The organism is Streptomyces mesophilus (assembly GCF_040300965.1).
In the GTDB taxonomy this organism is placed as follows: domain Bacteria; phylum Actinomycetota; class Actinomycetes; order Streptomycetales; family Streptomycetaceae; genus Streptomyces; species Streptomyces mesophilus_A.
Genome location: NZ_JBEPEW010000003.1, coordinates 76,597 through 96,759, shown reverse-complemented (window position 1 = coordinate 96,759; position 20,163 = coordinate 76,597). Strand labels below are relative to the sequence as shown.

The 20,163-nt window shown below is 70.2% G+C and carries 15 protein-coding genes; 5 read left to right on the top strand and 10 right to left on the bottom strand.

The window, feature by feature from the left end; translation table 11 throughout:
- Positions 1 to 21 precede the first annotated feature (21 nt).
- On the top strand, positions 22 to 936 hold the full coding sequence (locus tag ABT367_RS02205) for a LysR family transcriptional regulator (protein ID WP_352248627.1): 915 nt from the start codon (positions 22 to 24) through the stop codon (positions 934 to 936).
- Here ABT367_RS02205 and ABT367_RS02200 read toward each other — a convergent pair.
- From ABT367_RS02200 to ABT367_RS02190, 3 genes are all read right to left on the bottom strand, one after another.
- Positions 926 to 1,402, bottom strand: coding sequence for a hypothetical protein (locus ABT367_RS02200; RefSeq protein ID WP_352248625.1), 477 nt, complete (start codon positions 1,400 to 1,402; stop codon positions 926 to 928). The two genes, ABT367_RS02205 and ABT367_RS02200, sit on opposite strands and share 11 nt — an antisense overlap.
- 142 nt (positions 1,403 to 1,544) lie before the next feature.
- A complete protein-coding gene (locus ABT367_RS02195; protein ID WP_352248623.1) occupies positions 1,545 to 1,991 on the bottom strand; it encodes a hypothetical protein in 447 nt (148 codons plus the stop codon).
- Positions 1,992 to 2,044: 53 nt separating this feature from the next.
- Positions 2,045 to 2,812 carry an SDR family oxidoreductase gene (locus ABT367_RS02190; RefSeq protein WP_352248621.1) on the bottom strand — a complete coding sequence of 256 codons (768 nt, stop codon included), beginning with the start codon at positions 2,810 to 2,812 and terminating at the stop codon, positions 2,045 to 2,047.
- A 211-nt stretch (positions 2,813 to 3,023) separates the two neighbouring features.
- On the opposite strand from ABT367_RS02190, the gene ABT367_RS02185 reads away from it, so the two are divergent.
- Positions 3,024 to 3,971 (top strand): RNA polymerase sigma-70 factor, encoded by a 948-nt coding sequence (locus ABT367_RS02185; RefSeq protein ID WP_352248620.1) that lies wholly within the window; start codon positions 3,024 to 3,026, stop codon positions 3,969 to 3,971.
- A gap of 81 nt (positions 3,972 to 4,052) precedes the next feature.
- Here ABT367_RS02185 and ABT367_RS02180 read toward each other — a convergent pair whose 3' ends face one another.
- Together ABT367_RS02180 and ABT367_RS02175 are read right to left on the bottom strand one after the other, a co-directional pair.
- Positions 4,053 to 5,189: an oxygenase MpaB family protein gene (locus ABT367_RS02180; protein WP_352248618.1), complete on the bottom strand. Its 1,137-nt coding sequence runs from the start codon at positions 5,187 to 5,189 to the stop codon at positions 4,053 to 4,055.
- A gap of 49 nt (positions 5,190 to 5,238) precedes the next feature.
- Positions 5,239 to 6,183, bottom strand: a complete 945-nt coding sequence (locus ABT367_RS02175) for a nucleoside hydrolase (RefSeq protein ID WP_352248616.1) — start codon at positions 6,181 to 6,183, stop codon at positions 5,239 to 5,241.
- A gap of 150 nt (positions 6,184 to 6,333) precedes the next feature.
- On the opposite strand from ABT367_RS02175, the gene ABT367_RS02170 reads away from it, so the two are divergent.
- Both ABT367_RS02170 and ABT367_RS02165 read left to right on the top strand, forming a co-directional pair.
- Complete coding sequence (locus tag ABT367_RS02170; protein ID WP_352248614.1) at positions 6,334 to 8,286, top strand: M13 family metallopeptidase; 1,953 nt, start codon at positions 6,334 to 6,336, stop codon at positions 8,284 to 8,286.
- Positions 8,287 to 8,470: 184 nt separating this feature from the next.
- Complete coding sequence (locus ABT367_RS02165) at positions 8,471 to 10,654, top strand: alpha-N-acetylglucosaminidase (protein WP_352248612.1); 2,184 nt, start codon at positions 8,471 to 8,473, stop codon at positions 10,652 to 10,654.
- Between the two features lie 28 nt (positions 10,655 to 10,682).
- Here the strand turns inward: ABT367_RS02165 and ABT367_RS02160 are convergent, their stop codons facing one another.
- Positions 10,683 to 11,597, bottom strand: a complete 915-nt coding sequence (locus ABT367_RS02160) for a helix-turn-helix transcriptional regulator (protein ID WP_352248742.1) — start codon at positions 11,595 to 11,597, stop codon at positions 10,683 to 10,685.
- A 164-nt stretch (positions 11,598 to 11,761) separates the two neighbouring features.
- On the opposite strand from ABT367_RS02160, the gene ABT367_RS02155 reads away from it, so the two are divergent.
- The gene (locus ABT367_RS02155; protein ID WP_352248610.1) at positions 11,762 to 12,787 is read left to right on the top strand and encodes an SMP-30/gluconolactonase/LRE family protein; all 1,026 of its coding nucleotides are present in this window, start codon (positions 11,762 to 11,764) and stop codon (positions 12,785 to 12,787) included.
- 60 nt (positions 12,788 to 12,847) lie between these two features.
- On the opposite strand, the gene ABT367_RS02150 is transcribed toward ABT367_RS02155, so the two are convergent.
- The 4 genes from ABT367_RS02150 to ABT367_RS02135 all read right to left on the bottom strand — a co-directional run bounded on the left by ABT367_RS02150 (position 12,848) and on the right by ABT367_RS02135 (position 19,859).
- On the bottom strand, positions 12,848 to 15,220 hold the full coding sequence (locus ABT367_RS02150) for a polysaccharide lyase 8 family protein (RefSeq protein WP_352248608.1): 2,373 nt from the start codon (positions 15,218 to 15,220) through the stop codon (positions 12,848 to 12,850).
- Between the two features lie 14 nt (positions 15,221 to 15,234).
- On the bottom strand, positions 15,235 to 16,395 hold the full coding sequence (locus ABT367_RS02145) for a hypothetical protein (RefSeq protein ID WP_352248606.1): 1,161 nt from the start codon (positions 16,393 to 16,395) through the stop codon (positions 15,235 to 15,237).
- A 196-nt stretch (positions 16,396 to 16,591) separates the two neighbouring features.
- Positions 16,592 to 18,811 (bottom strand): WD40/YVTN/BNR-like repeat-containing protein, encoded by a 2,220-nt coding sequence (locus ABT367_RS02140; protein WP_352248604.1) that lies wholly within the window; start codon positions 18,809 to 18,811, stop codon positions 16,592 to 16,594.
- Between the two features lie 70 nt (positions 18,812 to 18,881).
- Positions 18,882 to 19,859: a hydroxyacid dehydrogenase gene (locus tag ABT367_RS02135; protein WP_352248603.1), complete on the bottom strand. Its 978-nt coding sequence runs from the start codon at positions 19,857 to 19,859 to the stop codon at positions 18,882 to 18,884.
- Positions 19,860 to 20,163 lie beyond the last annotated feature (304 nt).

Genomic DNA, 20,163 nt, shown 5'->3' with positions numbered 1-20,163 from the left:
ATCCTTGGCAGAATCGGCGGTGTGATCGACGCACGCCGGCTCCGCACGCTGCAGGCCGTGGCAGACCACCAGACGGTGACTGCCGCGGCCGCGGCGCTTTATCTGACCCCTTCCGCCGTCTCCCAGCAGATCGCCGCGCTGGAGCAGGAGTTGGGGCACAAGGTCCTGGAACGGGACAAAAGAGGCATGCGGGTGACGGGCGTGGGCCAGATCCTGCTGCGTCACGCCAGCCAGGTGCTCGCCGAGCTGGAACGGGCCGAGGCCGAGGTCGCCGCGTACACCTCGGGCGACGCCGGCGAGGTCACGATCGCCGCCTTCGCGACCGGTATCGCGGTCGTCCTCGCCCCCGCGATCACCGATCTGAGCAGCGCTCATCCCGGGCTGCGGATCCAGGTCCGGGACGCGGAGGGCGACGCGAGTCTGCCGATGGTGCTCGACGGGCGCGCCGACATCGCGGTCGCGGTCGAGTACCGGGGCGCCCCGAGCGCGGACGACCGCCTCACCCGTATCCCGCTGTACGCGGAGCCCTTCGACGCGGTGCTCCCGCTCGGACATCCGCTCGCCGCCGCCGAGACCGTGCCGGTCGCGGCACTCGCCGACGAGCCGTGGATCGGCCCGTACCCCGGCAACCCCTGCCATGACGTGATGGTGCTCGCCTGCGAGTACGCGGGGTTCAAGCCCCGGCTCGAGCACTCATCGGACGACTTCCGCGCGGTGGTCGCGCTGGCCGCGGCGGGCGCGGGCGTGGCCCTGGTGCCGCGTTCGGCGCTGCGCGACACCGATCTCTCGCATACGGCGGTACGGCCCGTCGACGACGTGGTCGCCACGCGCAGGGTGTTCGCGGCGGTACGGCGGGGCGCGGAGGGTCATCCGCTGCTGCGTCCGGTGCTCGATGCGCTGCAGCGTGCCGCGGGGGCCATTCCGCCTAGCGCGTGACCGGCGTTCGGATGCGGTCGATGGCCCGCAGGATCTCGTCGCGGTTGCCCGCCTTCGTGACCCAGCGCGGCAGCCGGGCGACGACGGTCATCTTCACGCCCGTGTCGTACCAGGGAGCGCGCTCGCGCAGGGTGGCGGCCACGAACTCCCGTATCAGCGTGAGGTGTTCGCGGTTGTACGCCCAGAGGTGACCGTGCCGGGTCCGGGTCTGCAGCCACAGGGGCAGCCCGAACCACGGGTCCACCGGCTCTCCGTGCGTGGACGTCAGCACGTTGCCCTTCGTGGTGCGGGTGACACCGCAGTGCGCGCAGGTCAGGCGGCGGGTGGACCACCACCATGTGTCCGGCGAGATTCGCGCGATCCGCGCCTGGCCGTCGCATCCCGGGCAGCGCACCAGAACCACGCCCACGAGGTAGGTGTAGGGCTTCGTCCGCGGATCGCGGAAGCGGCGGGGAGGCGGGGTCATCGCGCCAGTATCCGGCGACCCGGCACCTACGTCACCGGATTTTCCACCTTCCCGCCTGGACCTCCGGTCGAGTGATCCCTGACCCTCGACCTCACGTCGAGGGTCAGGTGGTGCTGTCTCACATGGGGCAGGAGCCCCTGCCTCACGCGGCCGGCCGCTCGGCTCGGAGCGTGAAGGCCCGCAGGACCAGCGCCGTCTCCATCGCGCACAGGCCCACACCGAGGGCGACATGGGCCGCGAGAGAGCTCTGCAGACCCAGCGCGGTCTGGGTGAAGGTGGCCAGCAGGATGCCGGTCGTGGCCTTGAGTGGCCAGGTCAGCCGGCGGTTGCGGCGCCACAGCCACACAGCTGCCACGACCTGGCAGAACACCAGGAGCTCGAAGACATAGGCGTTGATGCCGTGCGGATCGATCGAAGCCACGTCACCGTTCAGGAGCATCCCCGCGAGCAAGCCCTGCACCAAGGTCTCCAGACAGGCGAGGGCGGCCACCACCCGCAGCAGCACGACCGGGCCGCGGCCGTCCGCCTGCCGGACGGTCGGAACCGTTCCCGCAGGTGAAGTCGCCTTGTCGGCAGAGGTGTTGAGCATAGAAGTCCCCATTCCTTTCCGCTGCTTCCCACTGCTCCGCGTGCCGGACCTGATCAGACCTGAGCCTCGAGCCATTCCTGGAAGGTGGGGCCCGCGAGCTTGGCGTGGGGGCCGGGCAGGAACCCTCCGGCCGCCGCGATCTCGGCATCGGGGAAACCGGAGCCGTCCACCTCGACCACCGTGATGCCTCGACGGTCTCCGAGGAGCTTCGCCGCATCGGCCATCGACTCCCTGCGAGGCCCGGCGATCTCGGGGATCGGCACTCCGGAACCGGGCCGGGCGGGGGCGTCGGGGTCGACCGCCAGGTCGACGAGCGCTTCGGCCACGGTGCGGCAGGCGACGAGCTGGGTCGGCAGGGCGGGGACATGAGCGATACCGCCTTGCTGCCAGTCCAGGAGCTGACCGACGAATTCATGGAACTGCGCGGCCCGCAGAATCCGAGCGGGCAGCGGCCCGGCCAGATGGGCCTCCTCGTGCACCTGCTGGGCGGCGACGAAACCGGCGGTGGCCTTGTCCGCGCCGATGACGGACATCGCGACGACCCGGTCGGCGCCGGCCTCCCGGCCGGCCTCGTGCAGATTGCGGGCGGCCGTGCGGAAGAACTCCGCGGCGGCCTCCTGCTCGGAGGCGTGCCAGGACGCGACGTCGATGATCACGTCCGCGCCGGCGACCGCATCGGCGAGCCCTTCACCGGTGATGATGTCCACGCCGGTGGCGCGGGACATCGGCACGGCCTGATGTCCGCGTTCCGCGAGGACGTCCATGACATGCCGTCCGAGGCGCCCGGTCGCTCCGGCCACGGCGAACTTTCCGTTGCTCATGTTCGTTGCCCTTCCTGGATCTTGGGGCCGCCGCGCGGTGACTGTGCTGCCGGCCCGTCCTGCTCCTGACGGACACGAGACGTGGGCGCATCACCGCCCGTAACACCCGTATCCATGTGACCCAGGACACCGGCCGGGAGTGTTACGCGGCGGCGTCGGCCGGCGTCCAGTGCGTGGAGCAGGGCCAGGAAGCAAGGGACGGGAGCGGAAGATGAGCCAGCGCAGCGGCCGGGCCACGAACGGAGACGAGCTGCTCGACCGCACGGAGCGCGGTGAGCTCCTGGATTCCGCCACCGAGGCGTTCGTCCGCCACCGCAATCTGCTGTTCACCGTCGCCTACGAGATGCTCGGCTCGGCCGCCGACGCCGAGGACGTGCTGCAGGAGACCTGGTTGCGCTGGGTGGCCGTGGACACCGCGGCCGTGCGGGAACAACGCGCCTACCTGGTGCGGATCGTCACCCGGCAGGCGCTGGACCGGATGCGTACGCTCGGCCGGCGCAAGGAGTCCTACGTCGGGCCCTGGCTGCCCGAGCCGTTGCTGACCGCGCCGGACGTGGCCGAGGACGTCGAACTGGCGGAGAGCATCTCGATGGCGATGCTCCTGGTGATGGAGACGCTCGCGCCGGTGGAACGTGCGGTGTTCGTGCTGCGTGAGGTGTTCGCTCTCGACTACGACGACATCGCCGAAGCCGTGGACAGGACCCCGTCCGCGGTCCGCCAGCTCGCCTACCGGGCCCGCGCACACGTCGCCGCGCGCCGGCCCCGCGGACCCGTCTCGCCGTCCCAGACCCGGGCAGCGCTCCGGGCGTTCCAGCGCGCGGTCGAGACGGGCGAGCTGCAGAGCCTGCTCGACATCCTCGCGCCCGACGTCGTCGCGCTGAGCGACGGCGGCGGAGTCAAACACGCTCTCCTTCGGCCCATCGTGGGCGCGGACAAGGTGGCCCGGCTGCTCGCGGGCGGTTGGTGGAAGCAGGAAGCCGCACGGTCGGTCGAACCGGTGCAGATCAACGGTGGCCCGGGCCTGCTCGTCCGGGTCGACGGCGAGGTCGACGGGGTGGTGGCGGTCCGGGTCGAGGACGGCTTCGTCACCGGGGCCTATCACGTCCGCAACCCCGAGAAGCTGTCGCATGTGGCGGCGGAGACGGCCGTCGGCCGCTGAGAGTCCGAGCCCGTCGGCTGTCCTCTGGGGCGAGCCCGGCCGCTGTGTCTGCCGGCTGCCGTCAGGGACGTGCCCGGCCGCTCACGCCAGATTCGCCTCGTACGTCGTCGGGGTGTCCGGCGCCGCCAGGATCTCGTCGATCGCCGCGCGGTGATTGCGCTGCAGAGCCGACCACTCATCCGGCAGCCGGCGCGCCAGACGGCGGCTCTCCGCCGTGCCGAGGATCAACACCGGCAGGAGCGGGCTGAGTTCACTGGGTGCGATGCCCAGGGCGTCCGCCCTCTCATCGCCCTGGATGAGACGGGCGAACGCGCGGATCAGCGAACCGGTCAGGACCGGGTCACCGAAGACCGGCGTGAGCTGCTGGATGGCGGCCCCCTGCAGCGCCTCCAGGAACGGCTTGGTGTCGGGGTCCGGCCCGTCATCGGTCATCGCGATCAGGTCGGCGAGCTCGACGGCCTGGTCATGGCCGGTGACATGGCCGTAGAACGCGTCGTCGATGCCGAGCAGGCGGCCCTGGTGCTGCCAGCGCCGGTAGACGTCGGCGAGCTCCTCGTCGGTGAAGTCGTAGCCCATCACGGCCAGTGCGCGATACGAGACCAGCGTGAAGTCGAGCCAGGTGCGCACCAGCTCGACCTGGCTGATCGGCGCTCCCCAGGTGCCCTCGTCCCAGCCCTGGCCGCGCACCACGGCCCGCACCTGGGCATGCAGCAGCCGCACCAACACCGTGGCGACATAGCCACCCGCGCCGCGCTCCAGGCCGCCCGGCAGGAGCGCCTGGAGCAGCCACTTGCCCGTCTCGTCGAGCCGCCGCTTGGCCATGGAGGTCAGCCGTCCGGTGCGCCTGAGCACCGCGGCGATGACCGGCGAGGTGTACGTGTTGACCAGCGCGCCCTGGCCCAGCGCGATGTTGTGCGCGAACGGCGGCACGGTGAGCGCGACATACGCGCCGCGGTCGATGTCGTACGGGGACGTGACCGACTCGACGTCGGCGAGCAGCGCGGCGACGGCAGGCGGTGGGGCCTCGAGGCTGTCCAGACCGTCGCGCAGGCCCGCGAGCAGGGTCCGGCGCGCGCTCGGGCCCAGGTCCGCGAGTTCGGCGACGACCGCGTCGGCGAGCGGATCGCCGGTGCGCAGCGCGACGCCCAACTGTGCGGCCTGTTCCGGGTACTTGAGCTTGATCTCGTCCGCATCGCCGCGGCGCGTGGGCCAGGTCATGACGTAAGCCTGCAAGATGTCGTGAGCGCGCCACAACGCAAGGAATCAGTCATGCCGTATCCCTGCCAAGGACACGTACGGCGTCCACGATCAGATCCCAGAAGCGGTCCGCGTCGGCCACGGTGGCGACCTCCGCGTTGGGCGCGCGGCCGGTGACCCCGTGCAGGTCGACGACGGTGGCGCCGCGGGTGTGGGTGCCGTTGAGTTCGATGGCGACGGACGCCGGGACCAGGGTGATGAGGTCCGGGTCGATGAGGTGGGCGATGGTCAGCGGGTCGTGCAGGGGCGCTCCGGGCAGGCCGAAAACCTCCCGGTAGCGGTCGGCGAAGAAGCCGAGCATCTCCGTGCAGATGCCGGCGAGAGGGGTGCCGAGTGCATCGAAGCGGGCGATGACGTCTTCGGTGGCCAGCACCTGATGACTGGCGTTGAGGCCGAGCATCGTCACGGGCAGCCCGCTGGAGAAGACGAGGTCGGCGGCCTCGGGATCGCAGTGGATGTTGAACTCGGCGGCGGGGGTGGTGTTCCCGCGCCCGGTGGAGCCGCCCATCAGGACGATCCGCTCGATGCGCCCGGCAAGGTCCGGATACGCGAGCAGCAGGGCGGCGATGTTGGTGAGCGGCCCGGTGGGCACCAGCGTGACGGGCCGAGGGTGGGCCAGGAGCGTGTCGCGGATGAGGGTCAGGGCGTCACGTGGGTCGAGGGGCACGGTCGGGTCCTTGAAGCCCGGACCGTCGAGGCCGGACTCGCCGTGGATCGACGCGGCCACCCGGACCGGTCCGTGCAGGGGACGGTCCCGGCCCGCCGCGATCGGCACGCCCTCGATGCCGGCGACGGTGCAGACGCGACGCGCGTTGAGCGTGGTCTTCTCCAGCGTCTGGTTGCCGGCGACGGTGGTGATGGCGAGCAGATCGATCGCGGGATGGGCGGCGGCGAGCAGGATGTTGAACGCGTCGTCGTGCCCGGGGTCGCAGTCCAAGATCACGGGGATGCCCATACGGGTGCCCTCACTGTCGTCGGGAAGTCGGCGGAGTCGGGCTCAGCGTCCCCGGGACCGGGGCGTCGGCTCAAGAGGGCGTACCCACCGCACAGGACACCGGACCCCGGCGCCCTCCACCCGCGCCGCCACCTCGCATAGGCTGCACGGATGAGCATTCTGGACGATGCCCAGGCGGGCATGAACCCCGAGATCCGACCGCAGGACGACCTGTTCGGCCACGTCAACGGCGTCTGGCTGGACACCGAGAAGATCCCCGACGACAGGTCGAGCTGGGGTCCCTTCGTGCAGCTCGTGGACGTCGCCGAGCAGCAGGTGAAGGAGATCATTCAGGAGCTGGCCGAGCAGGGCGGCGAGGACGCCGACGCCCGCCGGATCGCCGCCCTCTACGCCTCCTTCATGGACGAGGAGACCATCGCCGCCAAGGGGCTCGCCCCCGCGCAGCCGCTGCTCGACGAGGTGGCCGCGATCTCGGACACGCGGGAGCTCGCCGCGTTCCTCGGACGGTTCGAGCGCGTCGGCGGGTCCGGCCTGTTCGGTGCGTACGTCGACTCCGACGACAAGAACTCCGACCGGTATCTCTTCAACATTCTTCAGGGCGGGCTCGGCCTGCCCGACGAGTCGTACTACCGCGACGAGAAGTTCGCGGAGATCCGCGAGAAGTACGTCGGCTACCTCACCGAGCTGCTGACCCTCGCCGGCCATGAGTCGCCCGCCGACTCCGCGGCCGCGGTCCTCGCCCTGGAGACGAAGCTCGCCGCCGGGCACTGGGAGCGCGCGGAGACCCGCGACGTCCAGAAGACGTACAACCTCACCACGCTCGACGAACTGACCGCGCTGGCCCCGGAGTTCGACTGGCGCGGCTACATCACCGGACTCGGCGGCAGCGACAAGACGATCGCCGAGACCTGTGTCCGCCAGCCTTCCTATCTTGCGCACCTTTCCGGACTGCTCACCGAGGTGCCGATCGAGCAGTGGCGTGACTGGACGCTGGCCCGGGTGCTGCGTGCGTGCTCGCCGTATCTGACCGACGCGTTCGTGAACAACAACTTCGAGTTCTACGGCCGCACCCTCAACGGCACGCCCGAGCTGCGCGCCCGCTGGAAGCGCGGGGTGTCCTTCGTGGAGGGCGCGGTCGGCGAGGCCGTCGGCAAGGAGTACGTGGCCCGGCACTTCCCGCCGTCGTCCAAGGCGAAGATGGACGACCTGGTCGCCAACCTCCTGGAGGCCTACCGGCAGTCCATCAGCCGGCTCGACTGGATGACGGACGAGACCAAGGAGCGGGCGTACGAGAAGCTCGCCACGTTCCGCCCGAAGATCGGCTACCCGGACAAGTTCCGCGACTACTCCGCGCTCCAGGTCTCCGCGGACGACCTGCTCGCCAACGCCCAGGCGGCCGCGGCCTTCGAGTCGGACCGGCAAATCGGCAAGATCGGCTCTCCGGTGGACCGCGACGAGTGGTTCATGCTGCCGCAGACGGTGAACGCGTACTACAACCCGGGTACCAACGAGATCTGCTTCCCCGCGGGCATCCTGCAGAAGCCGTTCTTCTCCCCCGACGCCGACCCGGCCGAGAACTACGGCGGTATCGGGGCGGTCATCGGCCACGAGATCGGCCACGGCTTCGACGACCAGGGCGCGCAGTACGACGGTGCGGGCAACCTCAACGACTGGTGGACGGCCGACGACAAGAGCGCCTTCGAGACCAAGTCGCAGGCGCTGGTGAAGCAGTACAACGGGTTCTCGCCGCGCAATCTGCCGGGCGAGTTCGTCAACGGTCAGCTGACCGTGGGCGAGAACATCGGTGACCTGGGCGGGCTCACCATCGGCCACACCGCCTATCTGATCTCGCTCGGCGGCCAGTCGGTGCCGGAGAACGGTGGACTGACCGGCTCGCAGCGGCTGTTCATGAACTGGGCGTTCTGCTGGCGCACCAAGCGCCGCAAGGAGCAGGAACAGCAGTACCTCACCATCGACCCGCACTCGCCGCCGGAGTTCCGAGCCAACATCGTGCGCAACCTGGACGAGTTCCACGAGGCGTTCGACACGGCCGAGGGCGACGGTCTGTGGCTGGATCCGGCGGAGCGCGTACGGATCTGGTGACGTCTTGCCTTGTCGGTCGTAAGGCCCCGTCCCGCCACTTCGCCGCCGTTCGGCGGGGTGCGGGGCGGGGCTTTCGGCTGCGTGGCGGCACGGTCGGCTGCCTGCAAACGGCACCGACGGCTGCCCGCAGCGGCACGGATCGCCGTACGGATTCATCCACGACCCACCAACCCTTGGGGAGTTCATGGACTTCAGCCGTCGCTCCGCCCTCGCCCTCGGCGCCTCGGCGCTCATCGCCGCCTCGGCCTCGGCCGCCCATGCCGGGCCCGGCACCGAGCCCGGCGCCGCCGCCCGGGCACTGCGCAGACTGCTGCCCGGCCATGCACGACAGGTCAGGTTCCGGCGCGTCCCGGCCCGGGGCGGCCACGACCTCTTCCGGGTCTCCGGCACCTCCGGGGATCTCCTGATCGAAGGCACCACCCCGGCCGTCCAACTCACCGGCCTCCACCACTACTTGCGTCATGTCGCGCACGCCCACTTCTCCTGGAACGGCGCGCAGCCGGACCTCCCCGATCAGCTCCCGGCGCCGGACGCGCCGCTGGTGCGTGAGGCCAACGTGCCGCACCGGTTCGCGTTCAACGACACCAACGAGGGCTACACGGGCCCGTATCGCGGCTGGGAGTGGTGGGAGCACGAGCTCGACCTCCTGGCCCTGCACGGCTACAACGAGGTGCTGGTCACCATCGGCACGGACTCCGTGTACCACCGCGTCTTCCAGGAGTTCGGCTACACCGACGCCGAGATCCGTGCGTGGATCCCCGGGCCCGCACACCAGCCGTGGTGGCTGTTGCAGAACATGTCCGGCTTCGGCGGTCCCGTATCCGCTCATCTCCTGGAGCAGCGCCGGGAGTTGGCGGCCAGGATCACCCGGCGGCTGCGGGAGCTCGGCATGACGCCCGTCCTGCCCGGCTACTACGGAACCGTTCCCGCCGGCTTCGCCGAGCGCAACCCCGGGGCCCGGACCGTCCCGCAGGGCGGCTGGGTCGGCTTCACCCGGCCCGACTGGCTGGACCCGCGCGACCCGCATTTCGCCCGTATCGCCGCCTCGTTCTACGCGACGCAGCGTGAGCTGTACGGCGATTCATCCCTGTACAAGATGGATCTGCTGCACGAGGGGGGCGACCCCGGAGACGTACCCATCGGCGAGGCGACACGTGCCGTCGAGCGTGCGCTGCGTACGGCGCACCCCGAGGCCGACTGGGCCATCCTCGGCTGGCAGCACAACCCGCACCAGGAGCTGATCGCGGCGGCCGACACCTCCAAAATGCTCATCGTCGACGGCCTGTCCGACCGCTTCCCGCACATCACCGACCGTGAGAAGGACTGGTCCGGCACGCCCTACGCCTTCGGCTCGATCTGGAACTTCGGCGGACATACGGCGATGGGCGCCAACGCACCTGACTGGGAGGCGCTCTACCACTCCTGGCGCACCAAGGAAGGCAGCGCGCTGCGGGGCATCGCCTTGATGCCGGAGGCCGCCGACAACAACCCGGCCGCCTTCGCCCTGTTCAGCGACCTCGCCTGGACCGAGGGGTCCGTCGAACTGCGCGGCTGGTTCGAGCAGTGGCCCCTGTACCGGTACGGCGCCGCCGACCGGCACGCGCTGGCGGCCTGGGACATCCTGCGCCGCACCGCCTACGGCACCACCCGCGCCGACCAGTGGAGCGAGGCCCATGAGGGGCTCTTCGGGGCCCGTCCGGACCTCGCCGCCGACAACGCCGCCTCATGGTCCCCCGCCACACTGCGGTACGACGTCGAGGAGTTCGCCCGTGCACTGCCCGAACTCCTCGCGGTCGCCCCGGCCTTGCAGCGCGGCTCCGCCTACCGCTACGACCTGATGGACGTCGCCCGGCAGACCGTGTCCCACCGCAGCCGCCGGCTCCTTCCCGAGATCCGGCGCGCCTACGAAGCCGGGGACGCGGAGGAGTTCGCGTCGCTGACCGGGCAGTGGTTCCGATGGATGGAGCTGCTCGAAGAGGTCGTGGCCACCGACTCCGGTCATCTCCTCGGCCGCTGGATCGCCGAGGCCCGCGCATGGGGCCGGGACGCGGAGGAGCGTGACCGCCTCGCGTACGACGCCACCTCCCTCCTGACCGTCTGGGGCCACCGCCAGGCCGCGGACGGCGGCGGACTGCGCGATTACGCCAACCGCGAGTGGTCCGGACTGATCGGCGGCCTGTACACCCTGCGCTGGCGGACGTACTTCGACGAGCTCGCGGACGCCCTCGCCGAAGGACGCGCGCCGGCCCCCATCGACTGGTACGCCGTCGAGGAGAACTGGCTGCGCACCCATCCCACGTATCCGACGAAGCCGAGCGGCGACATCGTGCGGATCGCAGGGGAGGTGGCGCGGGCCTTGGGTGCCTGAGCGGGCAGTCAAGCAGCGTGGAGTCCAGTCAGGACTCGGCGGAGCCGGAGTGGGTGTCGGTGTCCTGCGCGCGCTCGCGGCCGGGTTCCAGACGGCGGTCGCGAGCCGTGCCGTCGCCGTACCAGCTGGACAGGATGCGCAGGTTCTCCGCGTCCGCCGTCCCCGGCCGCGCGGTGTAGACGGTCAGGTACTGCTCGCTGTCGTCGGGCAGGTGCAGGGTCTCGTACTGCAGCGTCAGCGCACCCACCACCGGGTGCTCGAAGCGCTTGTAGCCGTGCGACTTGCTCTTGACCGTGTGCATCGACCAGTGCCTGCGGAACTCTTCGCTCTTCAGCGACAGTTCGCCGACGAGCGCGGCCAGTTGCGGGTCGTCCGGGTGCCGTCCGGCGTCCAGGCGCAGGTGACCCACCGTGTCCTTGACGACGAACTCCCGGTCCGGGTAAAGCCGCAGGACGTTCTCGTCGAGTAACACCAGCCGGGCGAGATTGCGTTCGTGCGGGGCCAGTACCCCGAAGTCGGTGATCAGCGCGCACGCGAGCTGGTTCCAGGCAAGGATGTCCATGCGTCGCCCGAAGACGAACGCGGGCGTGTCGCCGATGGTGTACAGCAACTGCCGCATGCCCGGCCTGGCCTGTTGCGGCCGGTCCTGGCGCGGCACGCCTGCCGGTTGCCGGGCCAGGCGGTGCAGGTGGCTGCGCTCGTCCTCGTCCAGGCACAGCACACGGGCGACCGCGTCCAACACGGCATCGGAGACACCGGGGTTGCGGCCCTGCTCCAGCCGTACGTAGTACTCGACGCTGATTCCCGCCAGGTACGCCAACTCCTCACGGCGCAGCCCGGGCACCCGCCGGATGCCGCCGCCGGGTGCCAAGCCGACCTCCTCGGGGCGCAACCGGGCGCGGCGGGAACGCAGGAACTCTCCGAGCTCGGCACGTCGCTTCATCACGCCATCATCTCCTCCAGCGGGCGCGTGAGGGTGGCCCTGCCAGTACCCGGGAAGGCCCGTACCGGGGAACAGCGGGGTGATCACAGCAGCTCCCGCACCTGCCGACAATGGCGGCATACGACCACCGCGCCCACCGGCGCATCCCAACGAGGAGTGGGCGAATGACGAAGCAGCCCCTGTCCCGGCGGACCCTGCTGTCCGCCACTGCCGCCACGGCCGCCTCCGCGGTTCTGGCCGTGACGCCGCCGGCCGCCGCGCGTCCGGCGGCGTCGGCACAGGCCCGCGGCCCAGTGCTCCCGGACCACTACGTCGTACCTGGAGACCGTGCCTTCCCCACCGGCAGCACCAACGATCCACGCACCGGTCACCTCTACGTCGGCAGCGCCGAGGACGGCACCCTCTACCGGGGCCACCTCGCCAAGCCTCGGTTACGCCCGTGGTCGCCCGATGGCGCCGACGGCCGCAGCATCACCTCCGGGCTGGCCATCGACGGCGCCGGGCGGCTCTTCGTAGGGGGTGCGGACACCGGCACGCTGCGCGTGTACGACACGGCCGGCGGCACCCTGCTCGCCCTGCTGCACGGCGTGGAGGGCGGGTTCGTCAACGAGATCACCGTCGCGTCCGACGGCACCGCCTACGCCACCGACTCCTTCCGCCCGGTCATCTACCGCCTGACGAGCTCCGGCGCCCGCTGGACCCTCGAGCGCTGGCTCGATGTCGCCCGCACGCCCATCGACTGGGTCGACGGGCAGCACAACCTCAACGGCATCGTCTGCGTGGGCCGTCATCTGCTGACCGTCAACAGCAACACCGGCCAGCTGTGGCGCATCGACCGCCGCACCGGCGGCGTAAGGGAAGTCGACCTCGGTGGTCACCTGCTCCGCAACGGCGACGGACTCGTCTGGCACGACGGCCGCCTCCATGTGGTCCAGGGCAACATCAACGCCACCCCAGGGCTCACCCCGCAGGTGGCCGTCGTCCAGATGTCCGCCGACCTGACCACGGGCCGCCACACCGCCCGCATCATCCCGCCCGGCGGCTTCCACCACCCCAGCTCGGCGTCGATCGCCCGAGACCGGATCATCGTGGTCAACAGCCAGTACAACCGCTGGATCGCCGGCCTACCGCCTCAGGTGCTGCCGTTCACGGTCTCCAGCATCCCGCTGTCCGACGCCGAGGCGGTGTGATGGGGGCAGCCGACACCCGTCGCACGCCCCATGGAACTGCCGTGGGGCGCGCTGCTCCGGTCACCCGAGTCGGACCTTGATCTTCTGTGTGGCGCCCGCCGTACCGCCGAGGCCGGTGAGGGTGAGCTTCAGGGTGGATCCGGTCGTGGCGCCCGTGACCGTGGACGGCTTGGAGATGACGCTTCGGACCGGACGGTTCCAGGTGAGTTCGAGGGACGTCGCGAGCTGGGTCGGATCGGAGACGCAGAGGGTCGCCGTGCCGTCGCGGTGCTCTCGGATCAGGACACTGGCCGGGATGTCGACGGTGAGCTTGCCAAGGGTGCCGGGGTTCCAGAAGTTCACCGCAGTGACGCGCAGTCCGGGGACCTGGATGCCTTGCTGGTCAGGGGTGTTGGCCAGCACCTTCAGCCAGTGCTTCTCGTGGGCGCGGCGGGCGGTGTCGGCTGCGCGGGCGCCCGGCATCAGGATGTACGCGTAGTCGGCGTCCGTCGGGTCGGTGCCGTGGTCGGCCCACAGGGTCAGATAGCGATGGGTGTACGAATCCGCGGGCTGGCCGGTGTTGATGTCCTTCCACGCGCCGGTGCGCTCCTCCCGCAGCGCCTTGAGCGAGGCGCGGCCGGGGAAGACATAGCCGCCGTGGCCTTCGATATGCGCCCAGCCGACCTCGTCGTGGACTGAGCTCCAGCCCTGCTCGAGCGGCTGGCGACGCCCGTCGATCGTCAGGGCGTTGGTGCCGGCGGTCCCGAGGTTGCGGTTGTCGATCACGGTCTCGGTGATCTGCCCGTCGGTGGCGGTGATGCCCGCGCCCAGACAGACGAGGGAGTCGTCGAGGCAGAACCATGACTTCTTGGCCACCAGGGTCGACTCGACGCCCTCGAGGTGCTGGCCGATCGCGGCGAACTCGCCGTCGGTGGTGCCGCCGACCCACGGCTTGTCGGTCAGACCCCAGCCCCAGCCGCCGCCGGCGCCGTCGGCCAGCCTTTTCTTGGTGACGGTGGTGCCAGGGAGGCGGTAGCGGTCGACGGTGGGCCAGAAGGCCTCTGCGTACTGGTCGCCTCGGCCGTCGTCCAGATACCACTGGAGGAAGCCGGACCCGGTGTGCCAGCCCTGCAGGTTCTCGCCGTTGAGCTGCTCGTACGGCTGGATCCGGCTGGAGTACATGCTGAGCGAGGCGGCCCAGCCGCGGCGGCGGTGGACGGCGCGGTCCATGGAGGGGAACAGCCGGTGCGCGACCGGTTCGGGTGTCGCCGGGATCGCGGTGTCGTCGACGACCGCCTTGAGGCGGGCGAGGGTCACCACGTCCAGGCTCGGATTGTCGACGTACGAGTGGGCGGCATCCCGCGTGAGCCAGCCCTTGACCATGCCGCGCCAGCGCGCGGCGTCCTTGGCACTGGCGCCGTCCGCCATCAGGAGGACGGAGTTCAGCATGGAGTGGCCGCGGCCCTGGTATCCGTTGCTCCTGCGAGTGATGGAGCGGCCGTTGACGGAGTCGAGGAGCAGGCCGTTGTAGAGGAAGGGCGCGAAGGCGTTGTCGATCGCACCGAGGATGTTCTGCACGCCCGGGTCGGTGACCTCCCAGGTCGTCCCGCCGAGGAGCGCAAGGAGCCGGGAGAGGCCGCCGAGCATCACCGCTCCGTAGGACCCCGTGTAGGGCACGTACTTGTGCTGGACGAACGAGCCGTCGACGTACAGGCCGTCGCCCGATGTGACGTACGGGAAGAGCGGGCTGAGGAAGCCCCCGACCTGGGCGAGCTTCTCCGGGTTCTTCCCGGCTATCGCGCGCACAGCCAGGATGCGGCACTTGTCCGTGAGGTTGGCGCCCGTCGCGTCGGGGATGCGGGAGACCGGGCTGAAGTGGTCGATCGAAGCGGTGTACTTGGCGAGCTGGTCGGCCGACAGGTCGTCGTACATGAGCACACAGAGGTCGGCCAGCTGGATCGGGCTTCCGATGTCCCAGTGCCAGCCGTTGCCGTAGGGCTTCGTCGCAGGGTTGAAGACCTTGGTGTAGACATGCTCCGCGCCCTCGACGATCCGGGCCGCGAAAGCCTTGTCCCCCGTGAGTCCGGTGCCGGGCTGCAGGTAGGCCTGAGCCATGGTGTTCAGGCGTACGTAGTTGGTGGCGAGCGAGTCGGTGCCGGAGAACGGCAGATCGGGCCAGAGCGACGCGTCGCCGGGCGCCATGGCGGAGCCGTAGCCCCTGGCGGTGGTGCCCAGAGCGGCGAGTTTGCTCTTGAACGGCTCCACGCTCGCGTCGACGCCGGTTCCCAGGAGGATGTCGCGCCACTTCGCGCGCAGCCCGTCGACCTCGTCGCCCTCGGCGGCGTGCGCCGGCGCCGTGAGAGCGGCGCCGGCGCCGAACGCACCCATTCCCAGGGCGAGGGCGGCGCTGCCCGCACCTGCGACAAAACTCCGCCGGGACCATGGAGTTGGCATTTCTGTCTCCGTTCTCATGGGACGACGACCGACCAGCGGGTGGTGCTGATTCCGGTCCGGATGCGGAGCAGTGCGGTGCTGTTGCTCTGCGAGGCGGCGATCGCCAGGGGCAGTTCGGTGGTGAAGCTGTCGCCCGGGGCGAGGGCCGGCACGTTCCAGTACTTCCAACTGCCGGTGAATCCCGGTGCGCCCGTGAAGCTCTGCATCTGGGTGGCCGCCGTGGTCAGGGCGGAGGTGTTCGTGAGAACCACCTGGACGGTGTTGGTCGTTCCGCGGGTCACGGTGCAATTGCCGCTGGGGGCGGTCGCGGTGGCGTGCAGCGGGCCGCTGCTGCCGGTGCCGGTGATGACGCCCATCTCGTACGAGTGCTGCTGCACCCAGTTGCAGGCCGCAGCGCTGTTGGCGGAGGGCTCCCAGACCACGGCGCCCTCGGTGCGGGTCTTGAGGTAATTCAGGGTGTGGGCCCAGGTGGTGGCCGAGTGGTAGGTGCCGTTCGGGCTGCCGTCGTAGTGGGGCGAGATGTACGGGTAGATCGGCTGACCGGGCGCCAGGGCACGGTCGTTGGCGATGGCGGCGTCCATCCGGCTCGCCCACTGTGCGTCCGTCTCGGATCCGCTGCGGTAGCCCCGGGGCGCGAAGAAGTCGAACAGGCCGTTCTGGTGCAGCTGCTTGGTGAGGCTGTTGTTGGTGGTCGACCAGTCGTAGCCGTACATGCCGACGGGCGCGGACGGTGCGGCGTTGTGCGTCCAGGTGATCAGGTTCTTCCAGAGGTTGAACGCGTTCGTCGCGGCCTGGCCCGACAGGGCGGTGAGCACGATGTCCTCGAAGTCGAGGACGAGCGGGGCCGAGGCGTCGGCGCCGAACTGGACCAGGTACTCCTTGATCTTGGCCTCGTAGGTGGCCTGGCTCGGCAGGGCCCCGCCGTTCGAGTAGCAGCGGCTGTAGTCGCAGGTGAAGTGGAAGAAGTCGTACACGACGGTCGACTTGACGGCCCCGAACTGCTCCAGAGCCGGCTGATCGGTGCCGCGTTCGTTCGTGTAGACGGTGAAGTCCTCGGCGGCCGCGGCTGCCGGAGCGGTCAGGGACGGGAGCCCGGCCATCGTGAGGGACATGACGACGACGGACAGCCGGCGCAGCAAGGTCGCGATCGCCGTGCGTCGCTTGGGAGTGGGCATGTGGTTCTCCAGGGGTGGGGGAGGAACTCGGGCCGCACGGATGTCGGTGTCGGAAGCGTGGAAGCGCTTCCCGAATGGGGAACGTAGAGATAGTTCATACGGGGGTCAAGTCGTCTGACAGCACTGGTCGTTGCACGTCAAAACCTCGCGAGCGGGAGCAGCCGTGCTGAAACAGGAAGAGAGCGCATTCGCACATCTAGTTGGGCAGCGGGGTCGCACGGAAGATCCCGTTGCCGCAGGAGACCGCGTGGATACGGCCTGCGCGGTCCAGCGCGACCCCCTTCCAGCGCACGGCACCGTGCTCGGCGGGGTGGACGTCCTGCCAGGTGTCGCCGAGGTCGTCGCTGACAAGAACGCGCGCGGGGGTGCCGGTCCACCACATCGGCTCGCAGACCACGGCGATCCGCTCGCCCCGCACCGCCACGGAGGTCGCGTTGTGGGCGGCAGACTCCCCGCCCCCGGGCAGGATCTGCTCCCAGCTCTCCCCGGCGTCGGTGCTGCGCCACAGCCCGCGCGCGGAGAATCCGGCGTACAGCCAGTCCGGGCGCTCCGGATCGGGCAGTACGTGGGACAGCACGGCCGCCCGTTGCGTGCCGAACGGCAGGCCGGCGTCAGCCCGTTGCCAGGTCTGGCCCGAGTCGTCCGAGCGGTAGAGCCCCAGCGTCCACTCGCCCGCGTAGATCCGGCCCGGGGTGTACGGATCGCAGGCGAGGAGCTGGTTCGCGCCCGCCGCGTTGCGTTTCTGGTAGACGACGCAGGGCAGCAGTTCGCTCTCGATCCAGTCCTCCTCGACCGGCAGCCGGTGCACGGAGTCGGGGAACGGACTGGGCAGTTGCTGCCAGGTCAGGCCGGAGTCCTGTGAGCGGTACAAGCCCGCACTGTCCCCCGGTGTCCCGTCCATCACCCCGTCGACGTAGGCGTAGAAGCACCCCGCTTCCGTCCGCGAGGCGGCCAGCGCCTGGACGAAGCGCTTGCCGTGGAAGGTGTGGACGAACTCGTGGGTGCGGCCGCCGTCGAGCGAGCGCAGCAGGTGCGCGTTGCGCACGTTGCGGCGTTTGGCGCCCGCACCCCACACCACCAGGTCCGGATCATGCGGGGAGACGGCGAGCGCGGCCGTCGGCCCCGGGCTCGGGGCGAAGGCCCGGAAGGTGCGGCCGCCGTCTTCGCTGACCGCCGGCGCGTGGTCGGCGAGGGTGACATGAATCCGCTCGGAGCCCGGGTCCCCAATGACGGCTTCCACGCAGGTGGTCTCGGTGCCGTTGAAGCCCTGGCCGGTGAAACCGGTCCCGTTGTCGTCGGTGCGCGATACCCCGAAGTAGCCCGTGATGAAGAACGTCCGGGGCTGGTCCGGGTGGAAGACCACCTCGGAGATGGCGGCTCCGATGTCCGACGGAGATGCGATGTAGACGGGGTAGTCGGTCAGGTCGCCGGGCTCGTACGCCTTCTTGAGCGGCTGCCAGGAAAGGCCCGAGTCGAGCGTCTCGTACATCGGAATGTCGATCTCGCCGAAGTGCGGGGCCGCCAGATAGCGGCCCGGGCGATGCGGATCGCGTCGCACGAAGTCGTACTGCTTCCCGGTCTCGAGTCCGGCCTCGCAGAGCGAGAAGGAAGCGCCGGCGTCGCACGAGCGGAAGACGCCGCGGCGGGTGGCGGCAAGCAGCAGGTCGGGATCGTCCGGGTCGAGCGCGAGCCCGCCGATGGACCAGTCGTCCATACGGCAGCGCAGAGTCCAGGTGAGGCCGCCGTCCCGCGAGACGTACAGCGATCCATGCCTGCCCCGCGGGACGTCGCCGTGCTCGAGGATCACATCGGCCAGCGGGCCGTCACCCATCGCCCACAGACCGCTGATTCCCTCGTCGCCGATGGTGCCCGCGTAGACGAGTCCGGGGACCGTCGGGTGAGGGACTACGCAGCCGATCCGTTCCCCGCCGAGCGCGCGGTAGGTCCAGGTCAGTCCGCCGTCGTCGCTCGACCAGAGCCCGGCACGGTAGCCGCCGACGAGGACACGGTCCGCGTCGTACGGGTCGAAGGCGCACACCTCGCCGAACATCCGGGTGGGACCGTTGCCGTAGAAGTCGACCGCGCGGCTGACCTCGGTCCAGCTCGCTCCGTGGTCGGTGGAGCGGTGGATCGATCCGTACGTACGACCGCCGCGTGCGTCACCTGAGCAGCGGAGCACGAGGCCCGGGGTGTGCGGGGACGGCACGAGCGCCGCGACCATGTGCTCGTGCACCTCGGAGAGGCCGGCGTTGCGTGCGTGCCAGCGGGCGCCCCCGTCCTCCGAGACGAACGCGCCGGCCACATCGCAGCGCGCGTACAGCCGCTGCGGGTCGAACGGGTCGAGCGCGAGCCCGGTGATGTACCCGCCGCCACCGAAACGGCTCTGCTCCCAGCGCCATGCGGTTGCCTCGGTCATGGTGATCCTCAAGTCCTGGTACGTCGTAGTACTTCGCAGTACGGGAAGGCGGGCAGCGGCGTCGCGGGTGTCAGGCGATGCGCGCGAGGTCTTCGGCATCCACCCGCCCCGCGAGCGGGGCGCCGTCGAGCCACCGCTCGGTCTCCCGCACCGCGAACTCGCCCAGGAGCCGGATCTCCCGGCCCAGGGCGCCGGCGATGTGCGGGGTGATGAACACGTTGGGCAGCGAGAACAGCGGGTGTCCGGGCGGCAGCGGCTCGGGTTCGACGACATCGAGTACCGCGTCGATACGACCGGTTCCGCAGTGCTTCAGGAGCGCGTCGGTGTCGACGATCGCGCCGCGGGCGGTGTTGACGAGTACGGCACCGTCACGCAGCAGTCCGAGTCGCCGGTCGTCGATCAGGTGATGGGTCGCGGGCAGCAGGGGCGCATGCAGGGTGACGGTGTCGGAGCCGGTCAACAGGTCGTCCAGATCGACGAGTTCGGCGCCGAGTCCGGCGGCTTCGGACGGCCGCAGATACGGGTCGGCGACCAGGACGCGGAAGGCGTGGGCCCGCAGCAGGTCGATGACCATGCGACCGATGCGTGAGGCGCCGACCACCCCGACGGTGCGCCCGGTGTTCCCGGTGTCACCGCTGGTCGGGTAGGCGCGGAAGCCGTCGCGGCGATAGCTCGACGCCAGGGCGAAAGCGCGCTTGTGGGCGAGCAGGATGACCGAGACGGTGAACTGCGCGACCGGCCACGCGTTGGCCAAGGCGGCGGAGGACACGGTGATTCCGCGCTGCCATGCCGCGCGCGAGATCTCCGCCTCCCGCACACTGCCCGCGGCGTGAATCACCGCCCGCAGACGTGGGGCGGCGTCCAACGTCCGTTCGTCGAGCGGAGGGCAGCCCCAGCCGGTGATCAGCACCTCGGCCCGGTTCAATGCCGCCACGGCTTCCGGGGTGGCGTAGTCGGTCACCACAGGTCCGGGCCGCAGGTCGAGCAACGAGTCCAGCCTCGCCCGGAGATCCGGTGGAAACACCTGCTCGGCGACTTCCGGCAGCATCGCGATGAGCGCTCGCGGTCGGTGAGTACGTCGAAGACGGGGGCCTTCGGCGGACGACCCCACGGGCTCCGGACGCTGCGCGATCTGATCTGGCACGGATGGTGACTCCTTGCGACGCGAGCGAGGAAGGGCCAAGAAAGTAATGGAAGCGCTTTCCAAACGGACCGTAGAGCGGCTTCCTGCGTCAGGTCAAGGTTCTTCCCCTGGATCGCACCAGTCCTTCAACTGTGGCCCGTCAGCGCCTAGTTCCCACGGGGCGAAAACTGTTGACGGGTCTTTGGAAGCGCTCTAACGTCCGCTCTCA